Here is a 21,358-nt window from a genome sequence, read left to right as displayed (position 1 = left end):
CGCCGCGGGCTCCGCAGAGGACATATGGCACAGAGGAGGTCAGAATGACAAAAAAACAGCTTGCACAGGAGGCTTCCGCGCATCTGAGAGAGCGGATTATCCCGTTTTGGAGGCGTCTGCGCGACGATATATACGGCGGGTATTACGGCTATGTGGATTACGATCTCCATGTGAACCGGGAGGCGGAAAAGGGCTGTATTCTGAACAGCCGCATTGTGTGGTTTTTTTCCCGCTGCTTTCTGGAGCTCGGAGATCCGGAGCTGCTTCACGAGGCGGAGCATGCGTTCCGTTTTATGAGGGAGCACTGCTTTGACACGGAGCATGGCGGGGTATACTGGTCGGTGACTTTTGCCGGAGATCCTCTCGATACGACAAAGCATACGTATAATCAGGCTTTTTCGATTTATGCGCTCTCAGAATACTATGAAGCGTCCGGCGACCCGAAAGCGCTGGACCTGGCAATGACGCAGTTTCAGCTCATTGAAAGCCGGATGAGGGACGAAATCGGATACCTCGAGGCGCTGGATCTCCGGTTCCGGCCGGCCGTCAACGATAAGCTGTCGGAGAACGACGTTGTGGCGGATCGGACGATGAATACGCTTCTTCATGTGTTCGAGGCGTATACGAATCTGTACCGCGTATCGAAATCGGAGCCGGTAAAGGAGCGGCTTGTGAACATTCTCCGTGATTTTGCGGAAAAGATCTGGAATCCGGAGAAGCGGCGGCAGGAGGTGTTTTTTGACAGCTGCTTCCACTCCCTGCTTGATCTCTATTCCTATGGGCACGATATTGAGACGAGCTGGCTTCTCGACAGGGGGCTCGAGGTTCTTGCGGAACCGGAGCTCAAGGCGCAGATCGCGCCGCTCACAGACGCCATGGCGGACAATCTTCTTGCCGCCGCCTATGACGGCCATTCGCTTCCGGCGGAGTGCGAGAGGGGAGTGGTAAAGGAAAACCGTGTGTGGTGGGTGCAGGCCGAGACGGTGCTGGGCTTTCTCAACGCCGCGCAGAAGCATCCGGAGAGGGAGGAATATTGGCAGGCGGCGGTTTCAACATGGGAATTTATCCGTGACCATGTAGCGGATCCGAGAGAAGGTGCCGAGTGGTTCTGGGAGGTGACAAAGGAGGGGAAGCCCATACAGGGCAGGCCGGTTGTGGAGCCGTGGAAATGCCCGTATCACAACGGGCGGATGTGCCTCGAAGTAATGCGGAGGCTTGGCGCGGAACAGTGAGCTGTGCAGCGGCGCGGCTGGATGCATTGCTGAACCGCAGGAACCGTCCTGACGATACGTTTTATAATGGAATCTATGAGCGCTATGTGAATCCGGTGCTGACCAGGGAAATGATTCCCCTGTTCTGGCGCTACGACATGAATCCCGAGACGAATCCGCATTTCATGGAGCGTCTCGGAGTTAACGCCGTGCTGAATTCCGGTGCGATCGGGCTGAACGGGAAGTATTACCTTATAGCGCGGATCGAGGGGAACGACCGCAAATCCTTTTTCGGCGTGGCGGAGTCGGACAATGGTATCGACGGGTTCCGCTTCTGGGATTATCCGGTGGTCCTTGAGGACAGCTGCCCGGAGGAAACCAATGTCTACGATATCCGTCTCACGAAGCATGAGGATGGGTGGATTTATGGCGTATTCTGCTCCGAAAGCAAGGATACGGGGGCGCCGGAGCTCTCGGCTGCGGTGGCGGCGGCCGGCATTGTGCGGACGAAAGACCTGAAGACGTGGGAACGTCTCCCCAATCTCATCACGAAGCGTTCCCCGCAGCAGCGCAATGTCGTGCTGCATCCGGAATTTATAGACGGAAAATATGCGTTCTACACCCGGCCGATGGACAGTTTTCTCGATACCGGCTCCGGGGGCGGCATCGGGCTGGGACTCTGTGAGGATATCACACATGCGGTGATTGATGAGGAGAACATTCTGAGCCGTCGGAAATATCACCAGATCACCGAGGCGAAGAATGGCGAGTGCAGCGTTCCGATCCGCACGGAGCGGGGATGGATTCACATTGCGCATGGCGTCCGCAATACAGCGGCGGGACTGCGCTACGTGATCTATGCCTACGCGACGGCGCTTGAGGATCCGTCCCGTGTCATTGCGGAACCATCGGGACTTCTTATCGGCCCCCGAGGCGCGGAGCGTGTCGGGGATGTCTCCAACGTCGTATTTTCCAACGGCGCGATTGTAAAGGAAAATGGTGAAGTCCTGCTCTATTACGCGTCCAGTGACACTCGCGTACACGTGGCGGTGACAACGCTGGATAAGCTTACGGACTATGTTTTCGAGACTCCCGCCGACCCGGGGCGGAGCGTTCTGTGCGTGCGGCAGCGCTGTGAGCTGATTCGGCGGAATCTGGAGTATATGGAAAAGGCAGGAGCCCGGCTGCGGCCGGCACCGGGGAGTACGGCGCGCAGAACAGAGGAAGAATGAGCATGAACAGAAGCGGGAACAGTGAGGCGGCGGAGCCGATATTTCTTCGGCCGTATTTCCAGCAAAATATATGGGGCGGGCGGCGCCTTGCGGAGGAATTCGGCTTCGCCATTCCGGAGGGACACGTCGGTGAATGCTGGGCGGTCAGTGCCTATCCGGGGCGGGAATCGGTCGCGGTAAACGGCGCGGCGGCAGGCAGAACGCTCGCGGAGCTGTGGCGTGACGTGCCGGAATTTTTCGGCCCTCTCCCGGAGGAGTATCGCGCGGCGGGATATCCTTTCCTTACGAAGATTATCGATGCGAGAGAGGACCTGAGCATTCAGGTGCATCCGGACGATGCGTATGCCGCGGAGCACGAGAACGGCGCGCGGGGTAAAACGGAGTGCTGGTATATTCTCGACTGCCCGGAGGACTGCACGCTTGTTCTCGGGCACACGGCGAAGAGCCGGGAGGAGTTTGCCGGTATGATCGCGGAAAAGCGCTGGGACAGCCTCCTGCGCCGCGTTCCTGTCCGAAGAGGCGATTTTATCCAGCTTGAGCCGGGGACGATTCACGCCATCACGGCGGGCGTCATGCTGTTGGAGACGCAGCAGAGCAGCGATGTGACCTACCGCGTCTACGACTATGACCGCCTGCAGGACGGCCGCCCGCGGGAGCTCCATATCCGGCAGAGCATCGAGGTGTCTGGGGTCCCCGCGAGGGAGCCGGAGAAGCTGGTACGGCACACGGACGCGCTGCCGGCGGGGCGTCTTACGGAGCTGGTGCGCTGCCGGTTTTACTATGTGTCCCGCCTGCCGGTGTCTGACAGCGCCGAGCTCCCGGCGGACCGGTGGTTCCGGATCTGCACCGTGACGGACGGGGGAGGAAGCCTTATAATAAAAAACAGCAGCGCACCGCAGGGGAGCCGTTTTCCCCTGAAAAAAGGAGACAGCTTCCTGCTTCCGGCGTCTGTCGGCGGCGCGCCGGAGGAGGGCGCCGTGTTCGAGGGACGCATGGATGTCATTGTGGCAGGGCCGGTGATCTGAGAGAGCGCGGGGCGCTTTGGCGGGGAGGATGGCCATGATCAATCAGAATTATCTCGCGATGCTGAGACACCGCTCGGTGATCCGGGACTTGTCGGAGCTCGCGGCGGCGCTGGGAAAGGAAATCGGCGATGAAAATGTGTTCGATTTCAGTCTGGGGAACCCGTCGGTTCCGCCGCCGGAGAGCTTCCGTGAGGTCTGCGAAGAGCTGCTGCATGAGCTTTCTCCTCTCGCCCTTCACGGGTACAGTCCGAGCCTCGGAATTCCGGAGGTCAAAGAGCAGATCGCGGCGTCTTTGAACCGGCGCTTCGGGACGTGCTATACGGGAGAGCACATCTTCCCGACCTCGGGAGCGGCCGGCGCCATTGCCCATGCGCTGCGGGCGGTTTCGCAGCCCGGGGATGAAATTCTTGTCCCGGCGCCGTTCTTTCCGGAGTATGTTCCCTATATCACGGGGGCAGGGGCAAAGCTCCGCGTGATACCGCCGCGTTTTGAGGACTTTCAGATCAATTTTGACGCGCTGGAGGAGATGATCACAGAAAATACGGCGGCGGTGCTCATCAATACACCGAATAATCCGTCCGGCGCGGTATATTCGGAGGAGGCGCTGCGCCGTCTGTCCGAACTGCTTGTCCGTAAGGAAAAGGAGTGCGGACATCCGCTGTTTCTGATTTCCGACGAGCCGTACCGGGAGATCGTGTTCGACGGAAAAACGCTGCCCTATACGGCGGGCTTCTATGACAATACGCTGACCTGCTACTCGTTCTCCAAGTCGCTCTCGGCGCCCGGAGAGCGCATCGGCTACGTGGCGGTGAATCCGGCCTGCGAGATGGCGGAGCTTCTGGTGCCGATGATGGGACAGATCAGCCGCGGCATAGGACACAACTGCCCGTCCTCGCTCATGATGCGTGTCATGGGGCGGTGCTGCGGGGAAACGGCGGAGCTTTCGGTCTATGAGACAAATATGAAGCTTCTGTATGAGACGCTCACGCGCCTCGGCTTTGAGGTACCGCGCCCCGGGGGGACGTTTTACATGCTTCCGAGAGCGCCGGAGAAAGATGCGGCGGCATTCTGCCGGAAAGCGCTGGACTACGATCTTGTGTTCGTGCCGGCGGACGGCTTCGGCGCGCCGGGGTATTTCCGCATTGCCTACTGTGTGGAAACGGAAAAGGTCATGAGAGCACTCCCCGTCATTGAGCGCTTTGTGCGGGAACGGTATCCGGAGATGGCGGAGAGCTGATACAGAATATTTCGGGCCTTTACGGAGGATGATATGGAAAATTATCTGAAAGCGGTACTCTACGGAATCGTCGAGGGGATTACGGAGTGGCTCCCGGTCAGCAGCACGGGACATATGATTCTGCTGCATGAGCTGTTTCCGATGGAGGTGTCGCAGGAGTTCTGGGATATGTTTCTTGTCGTGATCCAGTTCGGCGCGATCCTCGCGGTGATCCTGCTGTCATGGAAAACGATCTGGCCGGTCGGCGTCGTCCGGCACCGCCGCCGCAGGAGACTTGCGCTGCGCAGGGAGACCTTTCTTCTGTGGGGGAAAGTGCTGACGGCCTGTATTCCCGCGGGAGTGATCGGCGTGTTCGCGGACGACTGGCTCGACGCGCATCTCTATAACTGGCAGGTCGTCTCGGTGATGCTGATCCTCGTCGGCGTCGCGTTTCTGATTGTGGAGCATCGCAACCGGGACATGATTCCGACGACCACGTCGATGGAGAGTCTCAGCTTTCGTCAGGCGATGATCATCGGTCTGTTTCAGCTTATTGCGGCGGTGCTGCCCGGAACCTCGCGCTCCGGGGCGACGATCATCGGCGCGCTGCTGATCGGAATTTCCCGCACGGTCGCGGCGGAGTTCACCTTTATTCTGGCGATTCCGGTTATGGCGGGGGCGTCGCTCTTAAAGCTTCTGAAGCATGGCCCCTCGTTTTCGACGGAGGAGCTCATCATTTTGGGAACCGGCATGCTGGTTGCGTTCATCGTCTCGATTCTGGTTATCCGCTTTCTCATGGCGTTCATCAAGCAGCATGATTTCAAGCCCTTCGGCTGGTACCGTGTGATTCTCGGCGCGGTGGTCATCACCTACTTCGGACTTCTGGCGAGATGATTTTCGGGGGCTGTTTTTGTGCAGGCCCGCGGAATTCCTCAGAGATTCCGCGTTTTTGCAAAATATTGACAATGCGGGTGCGGTGTGCTAGTCTTTACGCGTAATTGAAGAGAAACCCCGTATTTGCAAGGGTTTCCGTGGCTTTGACCTGCGGGCATTCCGCGAAAGGAGAAAGATTCACCATGGCAGAGAAGAAGACCACAGCAAAACCGAAAGCGACGGTAAAGCAGTCCGCGCTCAAAAAGGAAGATGTTGCAGCAAAGATTGACAGTACGGTAAAAGCGGCAGAAGAGAAGGCAGAAGAAATGGCAAAGGAAGTAAAGACGGTCAAAAAAGCGGCGGCAAAGACGGTAAAGGCAGTTGAAAAGAAAGCCGCCGAGGTGAAAAAGACCGCGTCCAGAGCAGTGAAGAAGAGCGCTCCCAAGATGGAGATGCGCGTTCAGTTCTTCGGAAAGGATTACAGCACCGAGGAGCTTGCGGCAAAAGCGCTTGAGGTTGTCGGCAAGACGGCGGCGGATGCAAAGGACGTCAAGCTCTATGTGAAGCCCGAGGAGTCCAGAGTTTACTATGTGATCGACGGAGAGGTCGGAAGCTTCGAGATCTGATGCGGAGCCGGAGAGCCGGCCCCGTAGAAGATACAGAAAAGGCAAGAGGAGCGCGCGCAGCGGGGAAACCTGCTGCGTGCCTTTTTAGTTTTATTTAAGAAATTTCAAGTTGACATCCCTCAGTCGCAGCGATATATTGTCACTTGTAAGGCGTTAGCACTCAAACGAAAAGAGTGCTAACAAAAACGACCGGGCCTATGTGCCGGGCCGGCCAGACAGCATCAACGCCATCGGATACAGAAAGCGGGACCTGCCTATGGAGCTGCCGGAGAGAAAAATGAAGATCCTGCAGGCGATCGTCCGCACCTATCTGGAGACGGGCGAGCCGGTCGGGAGCCGAACCATATCGAAGTACACCGACCTGCATCTGAGCCCTGCGACGATCCGCAACGAGATGTCGGATCTGGAGGAGCTGGGGCTCATCGTTCAGCCGCATACTTCGGCGGGACGCATCCCCTCGGATGCGGGCTACCGCCTGTATGTGGATGAGATGCTGCGGGAGAAGCAGCTCGAGCAGAGCGAGCGCGAGAGCCTCCTGCTGGAGCGGGAGGACCGCCTTGAGAATCTTCTGAAGCAGGTGGTAAAGCTCCTTGCGGCGAATACCAACTACGCCTCCATGATCTCGACACCGGTGATCCGAAGCAACAAGATCAAGTTCATCCAGCTCTCGCAGGTTGATTCGGGCCACATACTGGCGGTCATTGTTATCGAGGGCAATCTCATCCGGAACACCATGATTCCGGTGAGCGAGGAGCTGAACCAGCAGGAGCTGCTGAAGCTGAACATGCTGCTGAACGGCAATCTTGCCGGGACGGCGGTCGAGGAGATCAACCTCGGCTTGATCGAATCCATCAAGCAGCAGGCCGGGGAGCACCGGGCCATCATTTCCACGGTGATTGACGCGGCGGCGGAGGCGATCCGGGCGGATGAACGGCCGCAGATCTATACGAGCGGCGCGGACAACATTTTCCGCTATCCGGAGCTGGCTGACCAGTCGAAAGCGAGCCGCATCATCGGTGACTTTGAGGAAAAGCGGGTTCTGGGCAGCATCGTGCAGGAGACGCTGGCGGAGCAGAGCGAGGACGGCATTCAGGTCTATATCGGGAGCGAGGTTCCGGCGCTCACAAACGGCATGGAGAACTGCAGTATTGTGACCGCGACCTACGAGCTCGGCGAGGGCATGAAAGGTACCATCGGCATCATCGGACCCAAGCGTATGGATTACGACCGGGTCGTGGGGGTCATGAAGCAGATCATGAGCCAGCTCGATGATTACTATAAAAAAGAGTAGCGATACGGGAAAGGGAGCATACGCATGACGGAAGAAAAGAAGAATTACACCGAGGACACCGGCCAGACGGTCTCGGAGGAGAAGCAGGCGGCAAAGAACGCGGGAGCGGCGGAGCCGCAGGCAGAGGCTGGTACGGCGCAGGACAGCCCCGGGGCGGCGCAGGAAACGGCCGGGAGAGGCGCCGGGGAAGCCGGGGCTGCATCATCGGAAGAGGCGGCGGATGCCGATGAGCCGGAGGACGCCGGGGAGGCGCCGGAGAATGAGAAAGAGAGCGGCGGCTTTCTGGGGCGGCGGTCCAAAAAGGAGATCGCCGATCTGAAAGCGAAGAACGAGGCGCTTTCCGATCAGATCAAGCGGCAGATGGCCGAGTTCGACAATTACCGCAAGCGAACGGAAAAGGAGAAAGAACAGCGCTTCGCGATGGGCGAGAAAAACGTCGCGGAAAAGATTCTTCCGATTGTAGACAATTTTGAGCGCGGGCTGGCGGCCCTCTCCGCAGAGGAGAAAGAGGGAGCCTTTGCCAAAGGAATGGACGCCGTGTACCGCCAGATGCTGGGACAGCTTGAGGCGCTGGGCGTAAAGCCGATCGAGTGCATCGGAAAGGAATTCAATCCGGACTTTCACAATGCGGTGATGCAGGTGGAGTCGGAGGAGTATGAATCCGGCATCGTGGCGCAGGAGCTGCTGAAAGGCTACATGTATCATGACACGGTGCTCCGGCACAGTATGGTAGGCGTTGTACAGTAGTATATCCTCGGGCTTCCCGATGAATATAGAGACAGACGGAGAAAGGGAACAGGCACTTCGGTGCAGAAATGGAGAACATATTATGGGAAAGATCATTGGAATTGATTTAGGAACGACGAACAGCTGCGTAGCGGTCATGGAGGGCGGTAAGCCCACGGTTATCCCGAACGCAGAGGGCGCGCGCACCACACCCTCCGTCGTTGCTTTCACAAAGAACGGCGAGCGCCTTGTCGGCGAGCCGGCAAAGCGTCAGGCGGTCACCAACGCGGACAATACCATCGCTTCCATCAAGAGAAAAATGGGTACGCCGGAGGGACCGACAATTGAGGGCAAGAGATATACCCCGCAGGAGATCTCTTCCATGATTCTGCAGAAGCTCAAGGCGGATGCGGAATCCTATCTGGGAGAAAAGGTCAGCGATGCGGTTATCACGGTTCCCGCTTATTTTAATGACGCGCAGCGTCAGGCGACCAAGGACGCCGGGAAGATTGCGGGACTGGATGTTAAGAGAATTATCAATGAGCCCACAGCAGCGGCGCTGGCCTACGGCCTTGACAATGAAAAAGAGCAGAAGATCATGGTCTACGATCTCGGCGGCGGCACGTTCGACGTTTCCATCATCGAGATCGGCGACGGCGTCATTGAGGTTCTTGCCACCAACGGCGATACGCGGCTCGGCGGCGACGACTTTGACCAGAGGATCATGAACTGGCTGATTTCCGAGTTCAAGTCGAAGGAGGGCGTGGATCTGTCCGGAGACAAGATGGCGGTGCAGCGCCTCAAGGACGCGGCGGAAAAGGCCAAGAAAGAGCTGTCCGCCTCCACGACGACGAACATCAATCTTCCGTTTATCACGGCGACCTCCGAGGGGCCCAAGCACCTCGACGTCGATCTGACCAGAGCGAAGTTTGAGGAGCTGATCAGCGACCTTGTCGAGCGGTCGGCGATTCCGGTGCAGAATGCGATGAAAGATGCTGGTCTTACGAATGCGGATCTGGGCAAGGTTCTTCTGGTCGGCGGCTCCACTCGTGTTCCCTGCGTGCAGGAAAAGGTCCGTCAGCTTACTGGCCATGAGCCGAGCAAGACGCTCAACCCCGACGAGTGTGTCGCGATCGGCGCGGCGATTCAGGGCGGCAAGCTCGCCGGCGATGCGGGCGCAGGGGATATCCTCCTGCTCGATGTCACGCCGCTGACGCTGTCGATCGAGACGATGGGCGGGATCGCAACGCCTCTCATCGAGCGCAACACGACCATCCCGACAAAGAAGAGCCAGGTGTTCTCCACTGCGGAGGACAATCAGACGGCGGTTGACATCAACGTTCTGCAGGGTGAGAGAAAGTTTGCCCGCGACAACAAGTCTCTGGGACGCTTCCGCCTTGACGGCATTGCGCCGGCGCCGCGCGGAATCCCTCAGATCGAGGTGACGTTCGATATTGACGCCAACGGCATCATCAATGTTTCGGCAAAGGATATGGGAACCGGCAAGGATCAGCACATCACGATCACGGCGGGCTCGAACATGTCCGAGGAGGATATCGAAAAGGCGGTGAAAGAGGCGGCGGAGTACGAGGCGCAGGACAAGAAGCGCAAGGACGCCGTGGATGCCAGAAATGAGGCGGATTCTTTCGCATTTCAGACGGAGAAAGCGCTCAAGGAGGCCGGAGACAAGGTCGATGCCGCGGAAAAGTCGACGGTAGAGGCTGATCTGGCGGATCTCAAGGCGGTGCTCGACCGGACCAAGGATCAGCAGGACATCAGCGACGCGGATGTCGACGAGCTGAAGACCAAGAAAGAAAAGTTGATGAACGACGCGCAGGCGCTGTTTACCAAGATGTATGAGGCGGCGCAGGGAGCAGCCGGGGCACAGGGCGCAGGCCCGGATATGAGCGGCGCGGCCGGCGGTGCTTCAGCGGGCGGAAATGCAGGCGGAAACGACGACGTCGTGGATGGAGACTACCGCGAGGTATAACGCAGGGACAGAAAGCGTCCCCTCCGCCTGCGGACGGCAGGTTGCCGTAAGATTCGGCAGCCGGAATTGCGCGGAGCGGAACATAGTAGTATGATGATGAACTGACTGTTACAGCCCAGGCTGCATACAGGCGAGCGGCCTGTTTCGCAGTCTGGGTTTTGACGGGTTATATGAGAGGAAACTGGCATTATGGCAGAAAAGAAACGGGACTATTACGAGGTCCTCGGTGTGGAAAAGACCGCGTCGGCGGACGAAATCAAAAAAGCCTACCGCGCGCTCGCCAAAAAATATCACCCGGACATGAATCCCGGAGACCAGAATGTGGCGGAAAAATTCAAGGAAGCATCGGAAGCCTATGCGATCCTGAGCGACCCGGACAAACGCAAGCAGTACGATCAGTTCGGCACCGCGGCCTTTGACGGGAGCGGCGGCTTCGGAAGCGGCGGCTTTGATTTTAATAGCGCGGATTTCAGCGATATTTTCGGCGACATTTTCGGTGATATTTTCGGCGGCGGCCGCGGCGGCTTCCGGAGTGGAGGCGGCACAGGGCCGGTGCAGGGCGCGAACGTCCGCGCCAGCGTGCGCATCAGTTTCCGCGAGGCGGTGTTCGGCTGCGAAAAGGATCTGACGCTGAATCTGAAAGAGCCCTGCCCCACCTGCAGCGGGACGGGGGCGAAGCCCGGCACGCAGCCGCAGATGTGCCCCAAGTGCGGCGGCAAGGGACAGGTGATCTACACGCAGCAGTCTCTTTTCGGCATGATTCAGAACCGCACGGTCTGTCCAGACTGCGGAGGCACCGGTAAGTATATCAAGGATAAATGCCCCGACTGCGGGGGAAGCGGGTATAAGACCTCGCGCAAGACCATCAGCGTCACTATCCCGGCGGGCATTGACAACGGACAGAGCGTCCGCATCCGCGAAAAAGGAGAGCCGGGGCGCGGCGGCGGTCCCCGCGGCGATCTTCTGGTCGAGGTCATCGTGGCCTCCGACCCGGGTTTTGTCCGCGACGGCATGGATCTCTATTCGGCGGTTAAAATTTCCTATGCGGTGGCGACTCTGGGCGCGCCGATCTTTATCGACACGGTGGACGGTAAGGTGATCTACGATGTGAAACCCGGAACCAGAACCGATACAAAGGTTCGGCTGCGCGGAAAGGGCGTCCCCTCGCTGCGGAATCGGGAGCTGCGCGGCGATCAGTATGTGACGCTGGTTGTGGACGTACCGACGAAGCTCAGCAAGGAGGCGCGTGACATCCTGAAGCAGTTTGACGAGCTCACCGGCAACACGCTGGAGGCGGCGGGCGCTGCGGGACAGGAGAGCGGCGCAGAGGACACAAAGAAAAAGAAGAAGAGCAAATTTTTCAAGTAAACTGGCATGCTGACTATGTCGGCGCCGCATGAGGGATTCAGAATGCGCTGGATGAGATTCCGGGTCCGCACCACCGCGGAGGCAGAGGACATCATTATCAGCTCCATGCAGGACATTGGCCTGTACGGGGCGCAGATCGAGGATCATGTGCCGTTCACGGCAAAGGAAAAGGAGCAGATGTTCGTTGATATCCTGCCGGAAGCGCCGGAGGACGACGGCACGGCGGTCTTAAGCTTCTTTGTCGAAAAACAGGACGACGGCACGCTGAAGCTGGAGGACGGCTCTGTGCGGACGCCGGATGAGCTCTGCGCCTTGATAGAGGCGGTGCTCGCAGGGCTCCGGGAGCGCTGCGGCTTCATCGGGGACGGTGCGATACTCACGGATGAAACCGAGGATACGGACTGGATCAACAACTGGAAGCAGTATTTCCATCAGTTCCGCATCGACGATATTCTCTGCATTCCCTCATGGGAGACGCCGCAGGTCGGGGAGGGAGAGGAGCCCGCTCTTGTTTTTCACATTGATCCCGGCACGGCGTTCGGCACCGGGATGCACGAGACGACCCAGCTCTGCGTCCGGCAGATCCGGCGGTTTCTGACGCCCGGAGCAAGACTTCTCGATATCGGGACCGGGAGCGGAATTCTGGGCATCCTTTCTCTGATGCTGGGAGCAGGGCACGTGGTCGGAACGGACCTTGATCCCTGCTCCGTTCCGGCAGTGCAGGATAATCTTTGCGCGAACGGCGTCGATCCTGCGGCGTTTGAAATGATTCTCGGAAATCTTGTGGACGACCCCGCGGTGCAGGAACGGGTCGGTGTTGCGCAGTATGATATCGTGGCGGCAAATATTCTCCCGTCGGTGCTGGTGCCTCTTGTGCCGGCGGCCGTGCGCGCGATGAAGCCGGGGGCGGTCTGCATCACCTCCGGGATCATCGAGGGAAGCGAGCCGCAGGTCGCGGCGGCCATGCAGGCGGCGGGCCTTGAGCTTCTGGATATTACGGTGCAGGGGGAATGGCGCTGCGTGACGGGACGCAGGCCGCTTTCCTGCGCGGAATGACGCCCGCTCCTTGCGGGATTCTGAAAAGAGGCATATGCTCCATTTATTTGCAGAGCCCTCGGCGCAGCAGGGAGAACTGCTCACCATAACCGGCGGGGACGTCAATCACATAAAAAATGTACTCCGGATGCGGCCGGGCGAAGAAATTTCGGTCAGCAACGGCGTCGATGCAAGGGAATACCGCTACGGCATCGAGGAGATCGGGGAGGAGCAGATTCTTCTCCGTCTTCGTTTTGTCAAAGAGGCCGATACCGAGCTTCCCGTCTGCGTCACGCTGTTTCAGGGCATTCCGAAAGCGGACAAGATGGAATGGATCGTTCAGAAGTGCGTGGAGCTGGGCGTGAGCGAAATTGTTCCGGTCGCCATGGAGCGCTGCGTTGTGAAGCTGGACGAGAAGAAAAGAGGTCGGCGCGCGGAGCGCTGGCAGTCCATCGCGGAGGCGGCGGCAAAGCAGAGCCGCCGCGGGATACTGCCTGCCGTGCGGGAGCCGATGACGATGCAGGAGGCCGTTCAGTACGCCGCGGCGATGGAGGTGAAGCTCCTCCCCTATGAGCTTGCGGAGAATACGCCGGGCACGCGGGAGCTGATCGAGAGGATAGAGCCGGGCTCCCGCGTCGCGGTATTCATCGGGCCGGAGGGCGGCTTTGCGCCGGAGGAGGTCCGCATGGCGCAGGAGGCGGGCGTTCTGCCGGTCACGCTCGGCAGGAGGATACTGCGCACCGAGACGGCGGGAATGACGGTCCTTTCATGGCTCATCTACACGCAGGAGATCCGGTGAGCTGCGGCAGCAGGGGAAGAAAGAGGAAGCGGCTTTGACGGCAAAGGAAATATATCTCGATAATTCGGCGACGACGCGCGTTTTTCCGGAGGTGGCGGAGCTTGTGAGCCGGATTTTTCTCGAGGAGTACGGGAATCCCTCCAGTATGCACCACAAGGGTGTGGAAGCGGAGCGCGAGCTGCGCCGGGCGAAGGAGCTTCTGTCCGGAATTCTGAAATGTCAGCCGAAGAATCTGATTTTTACCTCCTGCGGTACGGAGTCCGACAATCTTGCGATTATCGGCTGCGCCCGTGCGAACTGCCGACGCGGCAGGCATCTTATCACAACGAAGGTCGAGCATCCGGCGGTGCTGGAGGCGATGAGGCAGCTCGAGGGAGAGGGATTTGAGATCCGTTATCTCCCGGTGGACAGGGACGGCAGGGTCTCCCCGGAGCAGGTGACGGAAGTACTGCGGGAGGATACGATTCTTGTTTCCGTCATGCACACGAACAATGAGATCGGCGCGGTGGAGCCGGTTGCGGAGATCGGCGCGGCGATCAAGGCGAAGAATCCGGACACGCTGTTTCATGTCGATGCCGTGCAGGCGTTCGGCAAGGCGCAGATCGTTCCCAGAAAGCTGCATGCGGATCTGGTCGCGGTGAGCGGGCACAAAATACATGCGCCAAAGGGCGTGGGGCTTCTCTATGTCGGAGACGGAGTGAAGATACAGCCGCTTCTGCATGGGGGCGGACAACAGGGCGGCCTGCGTTCCGGGACGGAAAACGTCGCGGGGATCGCAGGCATGGCGCTGGCGGCAAAGCGCCTCTATGAGCATCTGGAGGAGGACAGGGAGTGCCTTTTTGCCATGAAAGCGCATTTTCTCGAGAAAGCGCTCGCTATTCCGGAGGTTTCGGTGAACGGACGCGCCGGAAAGGACAGCGCGCCGCAGGTCATCAGTCTCTCTGTTCCGGGCGTGAGAGCCGAGGTGCTGCTTCACGCGCTGGAGGATAGAGGAATCTATGTCTCCTCGGGAAGTGCCTGTTCCTCGAACCGCCCGCATCGTTCGGCAACGCTGGAGGCGATAGGAACGCCGGAGGAGCGGATGGATAATACGATTCGTCTCAGCACCTCTGTGCTGAATCGTATGGAGGATATGGACGCGGCGGCAGCGGCTCTGGCGGAGCTGATTCCGATGCTTCGCCGCTATACCAGAGGCTGACAGAACAAGGGTGATAAAAATATGCAGTATCAGTCATTTCTGATTAAATATGCCGAGATCGGCGTCAAGGGAAAGAACCGGAGCGACTTTGAAGTAAAGCTCGTGGATCAGATTAAGATCGCGCTCCGCCGCTGCGAGGGAAAGTTTGCGGTTTCGCGCAAATCCGGCCGGATGTTTGTCGATGCGGAGGGAGAATATGATTACGGGGAAGTGACCGGCGCGCTGCAGAGAGTGTTCGGCATCGCGGGCGTCTGCCCGATGAAGGTGCTGCCCGTCGTGCCCTACCCGGAGCTCTCGGCGGCGGTGGGCGACTTTTTCGGAGAGGAATATCCGGAGCGCAGCGTGAGCTTTAAGGTCGTGGCGAGACGGCTCGACAAGAGCTACGAGATGAATTCGCAGGAGCTTGACGCGGCCCTCGGAGGGGATCTTCTGCAGCGCTATCCGTCTCTGCGGGTCGACGTGCATCGCCCGGAGGTGACGGTGCATGTGGAGATCCGTGACCGCATTTATGTCTATACCCGGGTGCTGCCCGGACAGGGAGGACTGCCGGTCGGCAGCGCGGGCAAGGCAATGCTTCTGCTTTCCGGCGGCATCGACTCGCCTGTCGCCGGCTGGATGATGGGCAAGCGCGGCCTGAAGCTGGATGCCGTTTATTTCAACGCGCCGCCCTATACCAGCGAGCGGGCGCTGCAGAAGGTGATCGACATCGCGAAGATCGTGGCCCGCTATACCGGTACGATTGTTCTGCACAACATCAATTTTACCGAAATTCAGCTGTACATCTATGAGAAATGCCCGCACGATGAGCTGACGATCATCATGCGCCGCTATATGATGCGCCTCGCGGAAAAGATTGCGGCACGCACGGACTGCGGAGCGCTGATCACGGGAGAAAGTCTGGGGCAGGTGGCCTCCCAGACGCTGCGCTCGCTCGAGTGCACCAACGCCGTCTGCCGTCTGCCGGTGTTCCGTCCTCTGATCGGCTTTGACAAGGAGGAGATCGTTGCGATCTCCAAGAAAATCGATTCTTACGAAACGTCGATTCTTCCCTACGAGGACTGCTGCACGATTTTTGTGGCGAAGCATCCGGTGACGAAGCCGATTTCGGACGTCATCGAGCGCCACGAGCATCAGCTGGATGAGAAAATTGATGAAATGATGGAGAGAGCGCTCGGGACGGATGAAATCATCATCGTCACAGAGAGCGGGCACCGCATTCTGAAAGCGCGGGAGGATGATCTGAAGCCCGGCTATTGATGCAGAAAAAAGCTGCCGTATCCGATCAGAGAAAAACCGGAGCGGCAGCTTTCCTGTCTGTGCTTTGCAGAAAAAACGAGTCAGGAAACGATATAGGCCTTCAACACGGAGAGAATCTCCTCCACGTTGTCCTCGGCATGAATATTCAGGTCGATCGGCTTGCTCAGATCGAGGGAGAAGATCCCCATGATGGATTTGGCGTCGATCACGTAGCGGCCGGATACCAGATCAAAGTCATAATCAAAGCGGGTAATATCGTTGACGAAGGCCTTCACCTTATCGATGGAATTCAGAGAAATCTTTACGGTTTTCATTAAAAAGCTGCCTCCTTTGTGAGAATCGGTTCACTATCCAATATACTAAGTTCGGGCAGGGGAAAAGTCAATGGTACGGACGATTGCGTTTCACAATCTGGGCTGTAAGGTAAACGGCTATGAAACGGATGTCATGATCCAGAAAATGCGGGAGCGGGGGTACCGTCTCGTCCCCTTTGAGGAGCGGGCGGATATCTATGTGATCAACACCTGCACGGTGACAAACATCGCGGACCGGAAGAGCCGGCAGATGCTGCACCGCGCGAAAAAGCGCAATCCGGAGGCCGTGGTTGTGGCGGTCGGCTGCTATGTGGAGACCGATGCGGAGGGCGTGCGGAAAGATCCGGCCGTCGATCTTGCCATCGGCAACAACCGCAAGGGCGATATCGCCCTGATCCTGGATGAATTTCTGGCGGCGCGGAAGGGGGACGGCAGTGCGGAGGCGGTGCCCGCAGCGGATCGTCCGGGATCCGGAAACCTCACGGATCATCCGGTCTTTGAGAGCATGATGCTTGATTCCCCGGGACATACGAGAGCCTATATCAAGATACAGGACGGCTGCAATCAGTTCTGCAGCTACTGCATCATCCCGTATGCGCGGGGGCGCGTGCGCAGCCGGGACGAGGAGGAGATCCTCACGGAGCTCTGCGGTCTTGCGGTGTCCGGCGTCCGCGAGGCCGTCATCACCGGAATCCACATCGGCTCCTACGGTCTTGACCGGGAAAACGCCGCGAGGGAAAAGGAGACCGGCGAAAGGCGGGAAACGCCGGCCGGCGTCGGGGGTGTGGCATTGCAGCGGCTCCTCCTGCGCATCGCGGAGATTCCGGGAATCGAGAGGATACGTCTCGGTTCGCTGGAGCCGCGCGTCATGACCGAGGACTTTGTCTCTGCCATCGCGGCGGAGAAAAAGATATGCCCTCACTTTCACCTGTCGCTGCAAAGCGGGAGCAATGCGGTGCTGCGGCGCATGAACCGTCACTACACGGCGGAGGAATTCATGGCGTGCGCGGAGCGGCTCCGCCGCTATTATGACCGGCCGGCGCTGACCACTGATGTGATCGTCGGCTTCCCGGGGGAGACGGAGGCGGAATTTCAGGAGACGCTGCGCTTTCTGGAGGCAGTCGATTTCTATGAGATTCATGTGTTCCGCTACTCGGCAAGACACGGCACGGCCGCTGCGGCGATGCCGGGGCAGGTGCCGGAGAGCGTCAAGGCCGAGCGGAGCGAGCTTGTGCAGGAGCTGACGAGGCGGCAGTCCCGGCGCTACCGGGAGCAGTTCCTCGGAGAGACGGAGACGCTGCTTGCCGAGGAGATATGCAGCGGGAGAGAGCTGACCCGGCGCACGCAGCTCCGCGCGGAGGAAGCAGTCGCAGCGCGGGCGTCTGTTATGGAAGCGGCGGAGACTGTGCGGGGAGACGCCGCGCCGGAGACGGATTATCTGATCGGCCATACAAGCCGCTACCTGCCCTGTGCCGTCCCGGCGAGAGAGACCGAAGCGAAGCCGGGAGAGCTCGTCGAGGGGCGGCTCGTCCGGGAGCTGCCGGGAACCGCGTTTCTTGTGTTGCGCGCCGGAATAGCGGATCTGGTACCAACGGCCGGGGAGGAACAGAGCCTCCTGCAGGGCGGGGCGAACCGCAGCGGGAGCGAAAGGAATCAGAAGAAATGATTACGGAAGAGACGTATCGCCGGCTGTACCGCATGTCGGACGCGGCAGCTCCGCTTCCCTTTGACTGCGGACAGATCTGCGGCGCCGTCTGCTGCCGGCCGGAGAAGGGGAAAGAGACCGGAATCTGGCTGCTGCCCGGGGAGGCGGCGCTTCATGAGGACGGCGCCTCGATGATCCGGGTGAAGACCGGAGAGGATGCACGGATGGAGGAACTCGGCTTCCGCTTTGCGGAGTGCACGGCGCCGGGGCCGGAGCAGTGCGTGCGCGCGCTGCGTCCGATACAGTGCCGCAGCTTCCCTCTCTGGCCGTATATTGATGAAGACGGCGCACTTGAGCTCCGGTGGAACGACATAGAGCTTGGCTATGCCTGTCCGCTGATCGAATCGGAGGCAGAGCTGGACCCCACGTTCCGGGAGACGATCCGCGCACTGTGGGAGCGCCTTGCGGGGGAACCGGCGATTCGGGCGTATCTCCGGGAACTGTCCCGCGAAGCGGAGGCTGAGGAGACTCTCTGATCCGTCGGAGACGGCCTGCGGCACATCCCGGGCACCGTCCTGCGGCGCATCCGGGAAGATTGAATCCCGGTCGGAAATGGAGTAATATAGAATTTAATTTGGAATACCGGCCGTAAACCGTGGGCGCTCTGCGGTAGGCCTTGCAGAGCGGATTTTGCAGTTTGGAGTTTTGCCATGACAGATATCAGAAACGGAAACGGGGAAGAGTTCGGAAACACACAGTATTTCAAGGTTGAGCCGGAAAAGGAGTCCGCGGCGAAAAAGGTTCTCGCGGTGGTTTACGAGGCGCTTACGACCAAGGGCTATGATCCGGTCAACCAGATCGTCGGCTATATCATGTCCGGAGATCCCACCTACATCACCAACTATATGGGGGCCAGAAGCCTGATCATGAAAGTTGAGCGGGACGAGCTGGTCGAGGAAATCCTCAGGAGCTATATCCGCGGCAATCACTGGGATCAGGGCTGAGTCATGCGCATCATGGGACTGGACTACGGCGCAAGGACGGTTGGCGTGGCGCTGAGCGACGAGCTGCTCGTCACGGCGCAGCCGAAAGAGATCGTCCGCCGGGATCGCGAGAACAAGCTACGCAGGACGCTTGCGCGGATTGAGGAGCTGATCCGGGAGGAGCAGGTCGGAGCCATCGTCTGCGGTCTGCCGCTCAATATGGACGGAACAGAGGGCGAGCGGGCGAGGCTGGCTTCGGATTTTGCCGAGACTCTGCACCGCCGCACGGGACTTCCTGTGTTCATGCAGGACGAGCGTCTTACGACCGTGGAATCGGATGAAATCATGGATTCCATGGGGATCCGTGCAGAGGACCGGAAGAAATATGTCGATATGATCGCGGCGAATGTGATTCTTCAGGAATTTATGGAGAATCATCCGGATGAGATGGCCGGTTGGCGCGGGGCGCCGCCGCTACGCTGATTTTTGCATGTATATAGACAGGAGCTTTGGAAATTTCTGATGGAAAAGATTGTTTTTACGCCGGAGGGACTGGAAGAACCGGTGGGATTTTACGTGCTGGATCAGGCACAGCTCCGCGGGGAGACGTATATTCTGGTCACGGACAGCGAAGAGGGCGCCGGAGAGGCGCTCGTTCTGCGCGACACAGCCCCGGAGGGCGCTCCGGAGAGTGTCTATGAGATTGTCGAGGACGATACCGAGCTGGATGCGGTCATGGTGTTGTTTAAGGATGCGCTGGAGGACATGGATATCCGTATCGAGTCCTGAAGCGCCGTATAATATTGTCTATGGGGGAGGCCCGTGCTGCGCCGGGCCCGCAGATCACGGAGGATTCCCCCGGATGAGGACGCAGCGAGAGGTATAATGTGAGTAAGAAAGAACAACAGAATAACAGCGATTCCAAGCTGCGGATCATCCCGCTGGGCGGTCTGGAGCAGATCGGAATGAACATCACCGCGTTCGAGTACGAGGACAGCATCATTGTCGTGGACTGCGGTCTTTCGTTCCCGACGGATGATATGTACGGAATCGATCTCGTGATCCCGGACACGACGTTCCTGCAGAATAATCTGGACAAGGTCAAGGGCTTTGTCATCACGCACGGGCATGAGGATCACATCGGGGCGCTCCCCTACGTGCTGCGGGACATCAATGTCCCGATCTACGGAACCCGTCTGACCATGGGCATCATCGAGCACAAGCTCGAGGAGCGGAATATGCTGAGGACGACCCGCCGCAAGGTGGTGAAGTTCGGGCAGTCTGTTAATCTCGGACAGTTCCGCGTGGAGTTCATCAAGACCAATCACAGCATTGTGGACGCGGCGGCGCTGGCGATTCATACGCCGGTCGGAACCGTGATCCATACGGGCGATTTCAAGGTGGATTATACGCCGGTTTACGGCGACGCGATTGATCTGCAGCGCTTTGCGGAGCTGGGGAAAAAGGGGGTGCTTGCGCTTCTGTGCGATTCCACGAATGCGGAGCGCCCCGGCTACACCGCCTCGGAAAAGACGGTCGGGCGCACGTTCGACACGCTGTTTCAGGAGCACAGGGACACCCGTCTGATCATCGCGACGTTTGCCTCCAACGTGGACCGCGTGCAGCAGATCATCAACTCGGCCTACAAGTACGGCCGCAAGGTCGTGGTCGAGGGGCGCAGCATGGTCAATATCATCGAGACCGCGCAGCAGCTCCGCTGCATCAGTGTTCCGGACAACACGCTGATCGACATCGCCGAGCTGAAAAATTATCCGCCGGAAAAGACGGTGATCATCACGACGGGAAGTCAGGGGGAGAGCATGGCGGCTCTGTCGCGCATGGCGGAGAGCACGCACCGCAAGATCCATATCGGCCCCGGCGACACGATCATCTTCTCGTCGAACCCGATTCCGGGCAATGAGAAGTCGGTCACAAACGTGATCAACCGCCTGCTGATGAAAGGTGCGGATGTGATTTTTCAGGATGTGCATGTGTCCGGGCACCCCTGTCAGGAGGAGATTAAGCTCATTTACACGCTGGTGCAGCCGAAGTTCTGCGTTCCGGTGCACGGCGAATACAAGCACCTCAAGGCGCAGGCCAAGATCGCGCGCGACCTCGGCTATGACAGCAAGGAGATTTTCATTCTCCATTCCGGGGATATCCTTGAGCTGGACGGAGAAAAAGCCCGTATCAACGGCCGTGTGCAGACCGGGGCGATCATGGTCGACGGACTGGGCGTCGGCGATGTCGGAAACGTCGTGCTGAGGGATCGCCAGCATCTGGCGGAGGACGGCGTGGTCATGGTGTCTTTTGCCATCGACGGCTATATGGGCGAGATGGTGTCCGGGCCGGAGGTGACCTCGCGCGGCTTCGTCTATCTGAAAGAGGCGGACCAGCTCATGGATGAGGCGACGGCCATCGCGAGAGAAGCGATCCTTGGCTGCAAGGCAAAGGGAATTTCGGACTGGAACAAGCTCAAGGCGGCTGTCCGCGAGGAGCTGAGCGATTATTTCTGGAAAAAGACGCAGCGCAGACCGATGATTATTCCGATGATTCTTGAGGTCTAAGT

Annotated in this window: 21 protein-coding genes; 20 read left to right on the top strand and 1 reads right to left on the bottom strand. The window is 59.0% G+C overall.

Features of this window, described 5'->3' with window-relative positions; translation table 11 throughout:
- The first annotated feature begins 44 nt into the window (after positions 1–44).
- From E0E20_RS02215 to thiI, 14 genes are all read left to right on the top strand, one after another.
- On the top strand, positions 45–1,232 hold the full coding sequence (locus E0E20_RS02215; RefSeq protein WP_130836420.1) for an AGE family epimerase/isomerase: 1,188 nt from the start codon (positions 45–47) through the stop codon (positions 1,230–1,232).
- Positions 1,229–2,443 (top strand): glycoside hydrolase family 130 protein, encoded by a 1,215-nt coding sequence (locus tag E0E20_RS02210; protein ID WP_242622613.1) that lies wholly within the window; start codon positions 1,229–1,231, stop codon positions 2,441–2,443. The genes E0E20_RS02215 and E0E20_RS02210 overlap by 4 nt, the downstream gene beginning before the upstream one ends.
- Positions 2,440–3,468 (top strand): type I phosphomannose isomerase catalytic subunit, encoded by a 1,029-nt coding sequence (locus tag E0E20_RS02205; protein ID WP_207302814.1) that lies wholly within the window; start codon positions 2,440–2,442, stop codon positions 3,466–3,468. The genes E0E20_RS02210 and E0E20_RS02205 overlap by 4 nt, the downstream gene beginning before the upstream one ends.
- Positions 3,469–3,502: 34 nt before the next feature.
- The gene (locus E0E20_RS02200; RefSeq protein WP_130836417.1) at positions 3,503–4,705 is read left to right on the top strand and encodes a pyridoxal phosphate-dependent aminotransferase; all 1,203 of its coding nucleotides are present in this window, start codon (positions 3,503–3,505) and stop codon (positions 4,703–4,705) included.
- Positions 4,706–4,738: 33 nt separating this feature from the next.
- On the top strand, positions 4,739–5,578 hold the full coding sequence (locus E0E20_RS02195; protein ID WP_130836416.1) for an undecaprenyl-diphosphate phosphatase: 840 nt from the start codon (positions 4,739–4,741) through the stop codon (positions 5,576–5,578).
- A gap of 182 nt (positions 5,579–5,760) precedes the next feature.
- Entirely contained in the window at positions 5,761–6,183 is a 423-nt protein-coding gene (locus tag E0E20_RS02190; RefSeq protein ID WP_130836415.1) for a DUF6465 family protein, read from the top strand.
- Between the two features lie 277 nt (positions 6,184–6,460).
- Entirely contained in the window at positions 6,461–7,474 is a 1,014-nt protein-coding gene (hrcA, locus tag E0E20_RS02185) for a heat-inducible transcriptional repressor HrcA (RefSeq protein ID WP_242622612.1), read from the top strand.
- A 24-nt stretch (positions 7,475–7,498) separates the two neighbouring features.
- On the top strand, positions 7,499–8,221 hold the full coding sequence (gene grpE / locus E0E20_RS02180; RefSeq protein WP_130836413.1) for a nucleotide exchange factor GrpE: 723 nt from the start codon (positions 7,499–7,501) through the stop codon (positions 8,219–8,221).
- Positions 8,222–8,303: 82 nt separating this feature from the next.
- Positions 8,304–10,190: a molecular chaperone DnaK gene (gene dnaK / locus E0E20_RS02175; protein ID WP_130836412.1), complete on the top strand. Its 1,887-nt coding sequence runs from the start codon at positions 8,304–8,306 to the stop codon at positions 10,188–10,190.
- A gap of 189 nt (positions 10,191–10,379) precedes the next feature.
- Positions 10,380–11,558, top strand: coding sequence for a molecular chaperone DnaJ (dnaJ, locus tag E0E20_RS02170; protein WP_130836411.1), 1,179 nt, complete (start codon positions 10,380–10,382; stop codon positions 11,556–11,558).
- A 42-nt stretch (positions 11,559–11,600) separates the two neighbouring features.
- Entirely contained in the window at positions 11,601–12,614 is a 1,014-nt protein-coding gene (locus tag E0E20_RS02165; RefSeq protein WP_130836410.1) for a 50S ribosomal protein L11 methyltransferase, read from the top strand.
- Between the two features lie 34 nt (positions 12,615–12,648).
- Positions 12,649–13,392, top strand: a complete 744-nt coding sequence (locus E0E20_RS02160; RefSeq protein WP_130836409.1) for a 16S rRNA (uracil(1498)-N(3))-methyltransferase — start codon at positions 12,649–12,651, stop codon at positions 13,390–13,392.
- Between the two features lie 34 nt (positions 13,393–13,426).
- Entirely contained in the window at positions 13,427–14,590 is a 1,164-nt protein-coding gene (locus E0E20_RS02155) for a cysteine desulfurase family protein (protein ID WP_130836408.1), read from the top strand.
- A 21-nt stretch (positions 14,591–14,611) separates the two neighbouring features.
- The gene (gene thiI / locus E0E20_RS02150) at positions 14,612–15,847 is read left to right on the top strand and encodes a tRNA uracil 4-sulfurtransferase ThiI (RefSeq protein ID WP_130836407.1); all 1,236 of its coding nucleotides are present in this window, start codon (positions 14,612–14,614) and stop codon (positions 15,845–15,847) included.
- An 80-nt stretch (positions 15,848–15,927) separates the two neighbouring features.
- On the opposite strand, the gene E0E20_RS02145 is transcribed toward thiI, so the two are convergent.
- Positions 15,928–16,161 (bottom strand): HPr family phosphocarrier protein, encoded by a 234-nt coding sequence (locus E0E20_RS02145; protein ID WP_130836406.1) that lies wholly within the window; start codon positions 16,159–16,161, stop codon positions 15,928–15,930.
- A 70-nt stretch (positions 16,162–16,231) separates the two neighbouring features.
- On the opposite strand from E0E20_RS02145, the gene mtaB reads away from it, so the two are divergent.
- From mtaB to E0E20_RS02115, 6 genes are all read left to right on the top strand, one after another.
- Entirely contained in the window at positions 16,232–17,827 is a 1,596-nt protein-coding gene (gene mtaB / locus E0E20_RS02140; protein WP_130836405.1) for a tRNA (N(6)-L-threonylcarbamoyladenosine(37)-C(2))-methylthiotransferase MtaB, read from the top strand.
- Positions 17,824–18,342, top strand: coding sequence for a hypothetical protein (locus E0E20_RS02135; RefSeq protein WP_130836404.1), 519 nt, complete (start codon positions 17,824–17,826; stop codon positions 18,340–18,342). The genes mtaB and E0E20_RS02135 overlap by 4 nt, the downstream gene beginning before the upstream one ends.
- Positions 18,343–18,516: 174 nt before the next feature.
- On the top strand, positions 18,517–18,810 hold the full coding sequence (locus E0E20_RS02130; RefSeq protein WP_130836403.1) for an IreB family regulatory phosphoprotein: 294 nt from the start codon (positions 18,517–18,519) through the stop codon (positions 18,808–18,810).
- Between the two features lie 3 nt (positions 18,811–18,813).
- Positions 18,814–19,272: a Holliday junction resolvase RuvX gene (ruvX, locus tag E0E20_RS02125; RefSeq protein WP_130836402.1), complete on the top strand. Its 459-nt coding sequence runs from the start codon at positions 18,814–18,816 to the stop codon at positions 19,270–19,272.
- A gap of 39 nt (positions 19,273–19,311) precedes the next feature.
- Positions 19,312–19,578, top strand: coding sequence for a DUF1292 domain-containing protein (locus tag E0E20_RS02120; protein ID WP_130836401.1), 267 nt, complete (start codon positions 19,312–19,314; stop codon positions 19,576–19,578).
- 98 nt (positions 19,579–19,676) lie between these two features.
- Positions 19,677–21,356: a ribonuclease J gene (locus tag E0E20_RS02115; protein ID WP_130836400.1), complete on the top strand. Its 1,680-nt coding sequence runs from the start codon at positions 19,677–19,679 to the stop codon at positions 21,354–21,356.
- Positions 21,357–21,358: the final 2 nt, after the last annotated feature.

This window comes from Lachnoclostridium sp. Marseille-P6806, assembly GCF_900625025.1.
In the GTDB taxonomy this organism is placed as follows: Bacteria; Bacillota; Clostridia; order Lachnospirales; family Lachnospiraceae; genus CAG-791.
The sequence above is the reverse complement of the archived record's forward strand: the minus strand, read 5'-3'. Positions and strand labels throughout refer to the sequence as shown.